This is a genomic window from Streptomyces sp. NPDC012510 (assembly GCF_042955065.1).
GTDB lineage: Bacteria > Actinomycetota > Actinomycetes > Streptomycetales > Streptomycetaceae > Streptomyces.
Map to the genome: position 1 here is coordinate 1 of NZ_JBIBEN010000050.1, position 9,763 is coordinate 9,763.

Sequence of the window (9,763 nt, forward strand, 5' to 3'; positions counted from 1 at the left end):
CGTTACGACAAGCTCGCCGTCCGCTTCGAAGCGACCGTGCTGGTCGCAGCCATTAACGAGTGGCTGTGACCAGCACTTCCGCAACAGACCCTAGTCGCAGAGCGCCGTCCGTGCCGACGACGAAGGTGAACGGCTCGTCCAGTTCCTCAGCGGTCCGGGCTACCACCCAATCTGCGAAGTCGGCGGCTATGCGGATCGTGGTACCACTGTCCGCTGACTGGACGGCAGCGATCACATGGTACGGCCCGACATAGCGGTAGGCCCGGCCCGAGGCGCTCATGTCGATCAACGTAGAACACGCAGTCTTGGCGCGCTCAGATTTTCGGCGCGTGGATCTTGGCTTTCCAGCGGGTCACTGGGCGCTGGCCTTTGCGAGCGTGCAGGGAGATTTCGGCGCCTTCGTAGGTGACGCGGAAGTGGGTGTCCTCGACGTAGATGGTGACGATCCGGCCCGCGTAGGTGCGTCCGACGCGAAGGCGTTGGCGGGCCACCATCACGACGCCGTCGGTCGGGACCTTGCGTTCGACACTGACGGCGGCCGGGGCCGGCGGAAGCTGCGTCGCGGCGACACGAGCGCCGACGAGCCGCGGGCGCTCTCCGCTTGCGAACGGTGAGGGCAGGGTCTTGGCCAGGAGACCGTCGTGCACCGCGTGGAGGAGGGGCCCGTCGAGTCGCACGGTAATCACCCGGTTAGCAAGCTCGGTACCAATTTTCACCCGCTGGCCAGCCAGGTTGATCCAGCCGTTTGGGTCCACGGTGCGTTCGACTTCGAGCGCCTGGTGCGGCGGGAGGTCGCCCACGCGACTGACGGCTGGAAGAGCTGGCGGTGGTCCCGCCGGGCGGGCGCCGCGGAGCTTGGTTGGTGAAGGTGTTCGGCGTCGAGGTTGGACGGGACCGTCTTCACCACCTCGCCGTTCATGAGGACGTGGACGGTGTTCTCATCGACCCAGATGCGGGCTCGCAGGCCCGCCCGCCCGGCGCCCAAGCGGATGCGCTGGACGGACGGGATGATGCCGACCTGGCCGCTGGCGGGGAGCACGGTGTCGAACTCGACCGCGCCGGCCGAGGGCGGCAGCACCAGTGCAGCCGGAGCCGTCTCAGCGGGGACGGATACGGCCTCAGACCGCTGAGCGGGCACGACTTTGACCGGTTCGGGCTGAGGGTTGGGGCGGAACAGGCTGGCCGGCGTCGCCATGTCGAGGGCCTGGTGCGGGCGAAGGTGGATGTAGGTGCGAACGCACTCGCTGATGGCAGCCTGGGCAGCCGCGAGAGACGCGAACGGCCCACAGTCGTCGAGCAGTTCCCTGCGCAAGGTTCGGTGCCAGCGTTCGATCTTGCCGGTGGTGGTCGGCGAGTACGGCTTGGTCAGCTTGGCGCCGATCCCGTTCTCCCGACAGACCCGCTCGAACAGCACCTCCGCGGGCCTGGGCCGGGTGTAGCGGCCGGTGAACTGCTTGCCGTTGTCCGTGAGCACCTCAGCCGGCACTCCGTGGATCCGCATGGCCCGCACGAACGCGTCGGCGACCGCCCTCCCGGAGGGCACCGCGAGAACGGGACCTGTCCCCGAGTGGTGGACACCTCTGAGCATGGCCCCGGCAGGGGCCGGGTAGGAGGCATCTTTTATGGTGATGAAGGTCTACTCGCCCGAGTTCAAGGCGGACGCCGTCGCGCTGTACCTGTCGGAGTCGAGCCACACCTTCGAGGGCATCGGCAAGGACCTGGGGATCAGCCGCGAGACGCTGCGTAACTGGGTACGGGCCGAACGGGCCCGCCACGGCGGGGGCAGCACGACGCGCACGAGCACGGAGAAGAACACGGTGGATCCCCCGCCGACGGCCGAAGAGCTTCAGGCCGAGAACGAGGCCCTGCGCCGGGAGCTGGCGACGGTGCGCAAGGAGAACCAGAAGCTGGCCACTGAGCGTGACATCCTGCGCAAGGTCACGATGTTTTTCGCACAAGAGATGACCTGGTGACCTGCCGCTTCCAGTTCGTCGAGGACCACCACCGCGCCTGGGGCGTGAAGCGGTTGTGTCAGGTGCTGGAGATCGCCCGCTCCAGCTTCTACAAGTGGCGGACCGGCCGCGCGGCTCGCGCCGCGCGTGAGCAGGCCGACGTCGCGCTCGCCGAGCGGATCCGCGCCGTGCATGCCGAATGGGACGGCACCTACGGCCGCCCGCGGCTCACCGCTGAGCTGCGCGAGACGGGCGAACGCGTGAACCACAAGCGCGTCGGACGGGTGATGCGGAAGTTCGGCGCCGCCGGGCTGCGGCTGCGCAAGCGCCAGTTTTCGACACGTCATCAGCGATTCGCTTGCGCTCGCCTTCCTGTTCCCCACCTGACGCCTCATAGGCGCCTTTTCCACATCGCTCACCACGACGGTCTTCAGCCAACGCGGCATGTGGCGGTTTGAAGCCTCCCCCCGCAGGGCGGCTCCGAAGGGCCTATCTTCATCTTTCACGCAGCACCGCATTTCAAAGAGGTGCCGACTACATTCCAGAACCCCTCTTCCTGCGTTCGTGGCACACAGACATCACATACCTGCCGGTGGGTGACGGCGAGTTCCTGTATCTGGCGACGGTGATCGACTGTTTCTCGCGCCGCCTGGTGGGCAACGCGCTCGCCGAGTCATTCAACGCCGCCCTCAAACGCGAGACACTACGCGGTGCCCGCCGCTTCGACGGCACCCGCGGCTGCCGCCTGGCGGTCTTCCGCTGGACCACGCGCTACAACACCCGCCGACGGCACTCGGCGAACGGACAGAAGGCACCGATCGCCTACGAACAGCAGTCAGCTACCCTGACACTCGCCGCATAACGACACGAACAGGTGTCCACCCTTTAGGGACAAGGCCCACCAGGGCAACAGCATCCCCAGCCCTTGGCCGGACGCCCTGTCCGACCCGATCCCAACGGCATGATCTCGTGGAGAGCCCGGTGCTCGGAGACGGGCACGCCGCGTTCGGCGGGCGGGCCGGGGAAACCCATCGGGGGCAATCCCGGCAGGGCGCCCCGGTCCGACCCAACAACCACACGGCCGCCGTGGAGAAGACCGTTGCCGCCCACCGCTCCTGCCTGCACGAATGCCCGCAGGCACCGGTCGAGCCCGAACCGGCATGGGAAACCCCCGCCAGCTCCGAGACCGACAGCCCGGACGACACTGGCGAGGCGGCCCAGGCCCCGGCCGGACGCGCAACGCGCCCGCGAGCACCACGAGCTCGTCCATGAGCTCCTCGGCCAGCGCATGGGCATCCGGCACATCGCCCGACATCTCGGCTGGGGCCGGCACACCGTCCAGCGACACGCCCGCGCCGCCCGCTGGCAAGACATGGTCAAAAGGCCGGAAACCCCGACGCCCCGGCAAACTCGCCCCTTACGTCTCCTACCTCGAACAACGCTGGGCGGAGACCGAGGGCCGCGTCGCCGTGCTCGCTCTCCACTGGGAGATCACCGAACGCGGTTTCCGCGGCTCGTACTCCACCGTCCGCGACTGGGCCCGCCGCAACCTCCCCCAGACCGCGCGGCCTGCCCCCGCTCCGCCGCTGCCGTCCGTACCGGAGATCACCGGATGGCTCGCCGCCACCCCGGAACACTGACAGAAGAGGAAAAACTACTCCGCAAAAGCGCCTTGACGCACTGTCCCGAACTCCGCACCGCGGCAGAGCTGACCAGCTCCTTTGCGGAGATGCTCACCACGCTCGGCGGCGAGGACCTGCCCGACTGGATCACCGAGGCAGGCGCCTCGAAGCTGCCCGGCATCAGCACCTTCGCCATCGGCCTGAACAGTGACTTCGACGCGGTCACCGCGGGACTGACCACCGACTGGAACTCCGGCCCGGTCGAAGGGGCAGTCAACCGGATCAAGATGCTCAAGCGGCAGATGTTCGGCCGCGCCGGCTTCACGTTGTTGCGCAAGCGGGTGCTGCTCGCGTGAGCCGACCGGATGTGTTCCGGCTACTTCTGCAGCCGGAAACCGGGCTGTTCCCTCCACGCTCTGAGGAACTCCGCTGAGCCGTACGCGGCAGGCCACGGATCGGTCGTCGTTGCGATGATGCCCGGAAGGTCGGCGACGATCGGCACCTGGTCTTCTCGCAGTTCGGCGTTGGCGACGCCGCCGATCACGTCCATGATGGCGGCGGTCAACAGGGCTGCGACGGCGTGGTCGACCGGACTGTTACAGAACGCGATGACGTCGACCGCGTGGGTCGAGGTGAAGCCGATGAGAGGTTCCTGGCCGGCTTCGTCGGCGTGCTCGGCATCGAAGGTGGCCTCGTCACCGATACCGGGCCCCATGAGAGAGACCAGGATGGGCCGATGCCCGTCGACACCCGCGGTGTCCGTGATGCCGAGACAGTCCGCACGAACGTGCAGGTCGTACTCGCCGACCCGCTTCTCCTCAAAACGCGCCGATGAGCGAAACAGGAATTCGCGAAGTCGCTGGATCGCCGAGTGCGGGACCGCCTCCGTCAACTCGATCACCAATACCGGACCACTCATGGCATCGGAGCCTAGCCAGTCAGAACTGCCACCCCAACCGATTACTCACCGTGCATGCTCCACGGAACTTGCGCCAGACCCGTATTTTGGCCCCGCCGTTGTCCGTGCTCGACGAAGCCGGGCATTCGGGCGGGCCGGGGGTCAAGCAGCAGGTGGCTGCTTGGCCGAGGAATTCGCCTTGAGCTTCTCGAACGCATTGGGCGTCGAGCGGTGCGGCAGGAAGTTCTTGATCTGCTGAGCGCAGTCGGCCGGACTGGCGGTGCTCGTGTCGCACTCGATGTCGTAGAGACCGTGGGCATGGACCTGGGTGATCTGGCGTGCGGCCAGCCCCGGTGCGCGGTCTGAGCGCTCCTGCTCGCGCCGTTGTAATTCCGGCAGAGGGCAGTGCACTCCGACCAGTACCACGTCTTCGGGGGCGAAGAGCGCGACGCAGTCGAGCAGGTGCCACGGCTCGCTCAGGACGTGGTCCACCACGACGTTGTTGCCGCCCGCAGCCATACCGGCGACCGCACGGTGGAAGCCCATCAATGCACGCCTGAGCACCGAGGGCAGTTCGTCCGGAGCGATAGCCCGCTGCGACCGCATGGCATCGAGCATGTCCACCGGCATGTGGAAGTACATATCGTCCAAGACCGTGAGGAGCGCCTTGGCGATGCTCGACTTCCCAGAACTCGAGGTGCCGTTCAGAAAGATGATCAGTCCGCTGGATGGCTGCGAAGCACCCGCCGAGCCCGTATTCCCGTGCGCTCCAGTTTCTGTTGGAGCCGCCATCATCTTCTCCCGCTTCATGAGCTGCCTGTATCCGATCATGATGCATGTTTGGACGTCGGCCTGCAGGGGTGGTCGATCAACAGGCTGCAAGTGGCCTGTTGGCGGGCTTTGGTGTGGGCCAGGCGGTAGGAGTCGCTGCCGGTCTCGAGGATGTTGCCGCCGAACGAGAGGCGGTCCACGGTGGCCGCGCAGAGCCCGGGGGTCGGTGAACGTCTTGGTCCACGAGGAGAACGACTCGTTGGAGGCGATGGCCATGCTGTTCTTCTCCTCACGCTCGGTCAGAACCTGGAACAGCAGTTCGGCGCCGCGCCGGTCCAGCTCCATGTAGCCCAGCTCGTCAATGCAGAGAAGATCGACCCGTCCGTAGCGGGCGATGGTATTGGTCAGCAGCTTTTCGTCGGCGGCCTCGACGAGCTCAAGGGTCGATTGCGAAGTTCGCGTCGAAGTCGAACGTACGAAGCGCCTTCTCGCGGGGGAAGCTTCACATCCGCTCCGTCGGTACTCATGAGGCCGGACACGTCTTCGGACTGCGACACGTCGGTTCGGGACACGAAAACCTCACCATGTACACCAACTCGTTCACCTGCAACACGAAAGCCAGGACGCTCGGCAAGGGCGACGTCCTCGCCCTTCGCAGCATCTACTGAGGAGGCTGTTCATGAGTTGGGCCAAGCGATCCGTGACCGCGGTACAGACGGCAGCCGTAGCGGCGTCAGTGGCCGCCTGCACGTCAGAGGGCAACAGCGCGGAGGACGCGGCGTCGTGCGTCTACCAGGTGACCTACGACGGGCGCACCTACCGGGATGTCGCCAACGCGGAGTTCACGGTCGGCATCAAACTCGGGGCAGCGACCAAACCGCCGTGTGACGACACCGGCGGCCAGGACGAGGAGCCGTCCACGACGGAGACCGCCTACGCCGTGGACGGTATCTCTCCGAAGGTGGCCATCGCCGTCGGGGACTCACCCGACGACGTGCAGTTCGTCGCTGTCTACTCCGGAAATGAACTGCCGCCCGAAGTGAAAAACCTGATCGCCAGCCCATGAGGAACGGTGCGGGGCGTCGCTGGACCGGACAGGCCTCTGACGCCCCGCACCTGCCTCGCGCACCATCGAAGCCGCTCCCTTGCGGTTGCCGCCCTGTGGGGGCTGGTTGCGTCGCATTAACCGAACTGGACCCCGTCCGCAAGGGCTTCGACCACGGCTTCGACAGCGGCCACCCCAATCCCCGGGTCGGCTTCGGACGACCGTGCGAGAAACCGCTCACGCGTGCAGATGTCGGGCGGGCGCTGTCAGACCCCGCTGTCACCATCCGGCCATGGCCCAGATGGGAGACCCTGCTTCATACGTGGTCACCGTTTGACGTGGCCTCGGATGGCGAGCGCGGCGAGGGTCAGAAGGACGGGTTCGAAGAAGCGGCTGGTCATCTCGGGCGGGACGTGCGGCTGACCGTCGATACCGAGATCGACAGCTGCGAGCAGGCGATCGCCGCGGTGCAGGCGGCCTACGGACTCCGTCCCGATGTTCCGGCCGACTGGCTGGACGCGCCGGCGTCCGAGCCCCGACTTGGCCCGGACGACCTGGGCGAGGACGACCTCAGGGATGGCTGGACGGACCGGCTGCAGTTCCAGATGGCCCTGTTCTCCCGAAGCTGCCGCGAAGTGACGAGTAGCTCTCCGTAGCGGATCTGGGGTGCGCTTGTCAGTGTTTTCGATCTTCTGGGTTCATCGAGGGCCGTGCTCGGTGACGTTGGTCCGGTCATGCGCGGGATCGGCGCGGGCGGTGGCCCTGGCCACCGCCTCGTACAGGCGCCGCTCGGCCGCCGTGCGGGCCTCCGACACCTGTCGGGCCAGCACCGAGACGCCGGGCAGCAGCACGCGGCTCTTCCGCAGCCACGTCACCGCGTGGTTGAACAGCGCCACCGGACCCTCGGCGTGCGTCCACGCCCGTCCGTATGGGAAGCCGCGGAACTCCCGGCCCCACCGCCGGTCGGTGAAGTCCCGATACCTGACCCGCTCCTGAATCTGCGCCGCATGCTCGTACACCGTCGATCTGCGCTCCAGGTACCGCTTCACGCACGAGGTGTCTTCGATGCCGAGCTGCCCGGCCAGATACTCCACGGCCTCCCACGGCACCGCGCGGGGGCCCCTCACCCAGAAACCGGCCGATGTAGCGGACAGTGCAGAACTGCACCGCCATCCCCAGCCGGTGCGCGTCCATACGACGAAGCGCGATCAGATCGCGGTCGTCATCATCGAGGAAGAAGAACCGCTCCAGCTCCGGGCGCGTGGGCACCTCGGCGAACGTCCCGTACGCCTCGGCCTGCTCGTCAGTCAGAAATTCCACCGGCACAAAGTGGACCGTAGCCAGCACCGACGCCCGCCCTGCGATCAATCCGCGAACCCCAGCGGAGCCGCCGATCGGTGTGCTAGCCGACCATGATCGTTCTCACCGGGATTTCCTGTACCTCAACTACTCACACCCGGTGAGGCCCGTGGGTTCAGCGGAACTGAAGCTTGTTCAGCGGGAACTCGCGGATCGGTCCGTGTGCATCAGTTGGGTGTATCCGTGGGTTCGGTAGGAACGCGGGGTCAGGAGGTCCGGGTGTGGTGGTCCAGCAAGCGGGTGAGTGACTGCACGAACTGGTCGCGTTCGGCCCGACTCAGCGGTGCGAGCAGTTCGTCGTGGAGGTCGTCCAGGACCTTGTCGAGGCGGCGTAGGTGACGGCGGCCTCGGGTGGAGATCGTGATGATGTTGCGGCGCCGGTCATCGGGATCCGGCGCCCGCTCGACGAGGTCACGCTCGGCCAGTTCGTTGAGCACGCCGACCATGTCGCTGCGGTGTATGCCGGAGCGTCTACTCAGCTCCGCCTGGCTGGCCGGCCCGTGCTCCTGCAGTGAGGCGAGCACGGCGTAGTGCCACTTGCGGGCATCGGCCCGGGCTAGGCCCTCGGTGATCAGCCGGTCCGACCGCGTAGTCAGCTGCGACAACAATCGGCTCGCCCGCCGACTCAGCCTGTCGGGCGTCTTGAGCGCGCCGTCGTCGGGCATATCCGCAGCTTCGGCTCTGATCATGGCGCCCATCCTACGCATTGCGTTCGTCAGACTAACGATGTACGTTCACTCGCGCCGAAAACGTTAGTGCGACGAACGTTTATCGAGTGAACTCCAAAGAAGGAAGCTCTTGCCCACCAAAACCCTGCAGATCCCCACCACAGACGGCCAGGCCGACGCCTTCGCCGCCTTCCCCGACCACGGCGAGCGGCACCCGGGGGTGCTGATGTATGCGGACGGCTTCGGCATCCGGCCCGCGCTGCGGGAGATGGCCCGCGAACTGGCCGGGCACGGGTACTACGTGCTCGTCCCCAACCTTTTCTACCGACACGGCCCGGCACCGGTGATCGAACTTCCCGAGCACATCGGAGAAGAGGTCCGGCCCGCGCTCATGGCCCAGGTCATGCCCTTGATCGGGGCGCACACCGTCGAACGTGTCCTGAGCGACGCCGACGCCTACCTTGGGTTCCTCACCACTCAGCCCGAGGTCGGCGCCGGACCGGTCGCGGTGACCGGCTACTGCATAGGCGGCCTCCTGGCGATGCGAACCGCCGCCGCCCACCCCGGCCAGGTGGCCGCCTTGGCCGCATTCCACGGCCCCGTGGGCGCGGACGGGCCGAGTGCCTTCGTCAGGATCGCCGCCCAGGTCCATTTCGGCCACGCTGAAAGCGACCTGACGCCCGAAGCCCTCGGCGAGCTCAACCGGGCCCTGGACACCGCGAAGGTCGACTACACCTCCGAGATCTACCCTGGCACCGTCCACGGTTTCACCATGTCCGACACCGACGCCTTCGACCCCGCCGGACGACAGCGCCACTGGGACCGCCTGCTACCCCTCCTCGACCTCACCCTGGGGACTGAAACCCGTGCCGCCGCGGCTCCCTGAGCTCCCCGACAGCGGTCGGCCGAACCAGGTTCTGATCTGGTCCAGGTGCCCGACGTCCCCGCGGATCGTGAGGAGACGACGATCCCGCGCTCGAGCATCAGCTCCTCGACCTCGCGGAAGCTGAAGGGGAAACGGAAGTACAGCCACACGCAACGGGAGATGACCTCGACCGGGTACCGGTACCCCTTGAACGACGGCGACACGGCCCCCACGAACAGCCCTCTCCCGCACGATCAACCTGAAGATCATCCCACCCGGTCAACCAACGTGACAGCGCCGAGGAACGGAACCCCTGCGAAGACGCGTGTGAGGCACTTCATCGTCGATCGCTTCGCCGGAGTGAGCGGTTCACCGTTTGGCCGCTCCACAACGTGGAGCGGCCTGTCGTTCCCCTGCCTGGGCAGAGGAACGACAGGCGTCACATTGTCTGCGCTTGCGCTTTACCTGTTACGGCGCCGAAGGGCTTACGGGGTCTGTACGGTGAGTGGTGTAACTCCCGAGCTGGAAGCGACAGTTGATGACTGACGTGACGAGTGACACCGAGGCCGGGAAGGCCGCTGTG

The 9,763-nt window shown here is 66.8% G+C and carries 10 protein-coding genes and 4 pseudogenes; 6 read left to right on the top strand and 8 right to left on the bottom strand.

Translation table 11 applies throughout. The features are described 5' to 3' along the window. Positions 1 to 314 precede the first annotated feature (314 nt). The gene (locus tag ACFY9I_RS41815) at positions 315 to 800 is read right to left on the bottom strand and encodes a hypothetical protein (RefSeq protein ID WP_391012622.1); all 486 of its coding nucleotides are present in this window, start codon (positions 798 to 800) and stop codon (positions 315 to 317) included. Beyond that, the gene (locus ACFY9I_RS41820) at positions 713 to 1,543 is read right to left on the bottom strand and encodes an integrase core domain-containing protein (RefSeq protein WP_391012600.1); all 831 of its coding nucleotides are present in this window, start codon (positions 1,541 to 1,543) and stop codon (positions 713 to 715) included. Before ACFY9I_RS41820 ends, ACFY9I_RS41815 begins: the two co-directional genes overlap by 88 nt. Before the next feature lie 79 nt (positions 1,544 to 1,622). On the opposite strand from ACFY9I_RS41820, the pseudogene ACFY9I_RS41825 reads away from it, so the two are divergent. The 3 genes and pseudogenes from ACFY9I_RS41825 (at position 1,623) to ACFY9I_RS41835 (ending at position 3,930) form a co-directional block, all read left to right on the top strand. Further along, positions 1,623 to 2,814: pseudogene (locus ACFY9I_RS41825) on the top strand (IS3 family transposase). A 406-nt stretch (positions 2,815 to 3,220) separates the two neighbouring features. Continuing rightward, on the top strand, positions 3,221 to 3,592 hold the full coding sequence (locus ACFY9I_RS41830) for a hypothetical protein (protein ID WP_391012602.1): 372 nt from the start codon (positions 3,221 to 3,223) through the stop codon (positions 3,590 to 3,592). After that, entirely contained in the window at positions 3,565 to 3,930 is a 366-nt protein-coding gene (locus tag ACFY9I_RS41835) for a transposase (RefSeq protein ID WP_391012605.1), read from the top strand. Before ACFY9I_RS41830 ends, ACFY9I_RS41835 begins: the two co-directional genes overlap by 28 nt. A 20-nt stretch (positions 3,931 to 3,950) precedes the next feature. Here the strand turns inward: ACFY9I_RS41835 and ACFY9I_RS41840 are convergent, their stop codons facing one another. From ACFY9I_RS41840 to ACFY9I_RS41850, 3 genes and pseudogenes are all read right to left on the bottom strand, one after another. Next, a complete protein-coding gene (locus tag ACFY9I_RS41840; RefSeq protein WP_391012608.1) occupies positions 3,951 to 4,493 on the bottom strand; it encodes a DUF6368 family protein in 543 nt (180 codons plus the stop codon). Positions 4,494 to 4,634: 141 nt separating this feature from the next. Next, the gene (locus ACFY9I_RS41845) at positions 4,635 to 5,282 is read right to left on the bottom strand and encodes an AAA family ATPase (RefSeq protein ID WP_391012610.1); all 648 of its coding nucleotides are present in this window, start codon (positions 5,280 to 5,282) and stop codon (positions 4,635 to 4,637) included. A gap of 17 nt (positions 5,283 to 5,299) precedes the next feature. Then, positions 5,300 to 5,681 (bottom strand): annotated as a pseudogene (locus tag ACFY9I_RS41850) (ATP-binding protein); the annotation flags it as partial. A 241-nt stretch (positions 5,682 to 5,922) separates the two neighbouring features. Between ACFY9I_RS41850 and ACFY9I_RS41855 the strand changes: the two are divergent. Together ACFY9I_RS41855 and ACFY9I_RS41860 are read left to right on the top strand one after the other, a co-directional pair. Further along, the gene (locus ACFY9I_RS41855; RefSeq protein WP_391012612.1) at positions 5,923 to 6,309 is read left to right on the top strand and encodes a DUF6281 family protein; all 387 of its coding nucleotides are present in this window, start codon (positions 5,923 to 5,925) and stop codon (positions 6,307 to 6,309) included. Positions 6,310 to 6,626: 317 nt separating this feature from the next. After that, the gene (locus ACFY9I_RS41860) at positions 6,627 to 6,944 is read left to right on the top strand and encodes a hypothetical protein (protein ID WP_391012614.1); all 318 of its coding nucleotides are present in this window, start codon (positions 6,627 to 6,629) and stop codon (positions 6,942 to 6,944) included. 81 nt (positions 6,945 to 7,025) lie between these two features. Here ACFY9I_RS41860 and ACFY9I_RS41865 read toward each other — a convergent pair. Further along, a pseudogene (locus ACFY9I_RS41865) lies at positions 7,026 to 7,614 on the bottom strand (DUF4158 domain-containing protein); the annotation flags it as partial. Positions 7,615 to 7,853: 239 nt separating this feature from the next. Next, on the bottom strand, positions 7,854 to 8,336 hold the full coding sequence (locus ACFY9I_RS41870; RefSeq protein ID WP_391012617.1) for a MarR family transcriptional regulator: 483 nt from the start codon (positions 8,334 to 8,336) through the stop codon (positions 7,854 to 7,856). A gap of 109 nt (positions 8,337 to 8,445) precedes the next feature. Between ACFY9I_RS41870 and ACFY9I_RS41875 the strand changes: the two genes are divergently transcribed. Beyond that, a complete protein-coding gene (locus ACFY9I_RS41875; RefSeq protein WP_391012619.1) occupies positions 8,446 to 9,201 on the top strand; it encodes a dienelactone hydrolase family protein in 756 nt (251 codons plus the stop codon). A gap of 71 nt (positions 9,202 to 9,272) precedes the next feature. On the opposite strand, the pseudogene ACFY9I_RS41880 reads toward ACFY9I_RS41875, so the two are convergent. Then, positions 9,273 to 9,413 (bottom strand): annotated as a pseudogene (locus ACFY9I_RS41880) (IS6 family transposase); the annotation flags it as partial. Positions 9,414 to 9,763 lie beyond the last annotated feature (350 nt).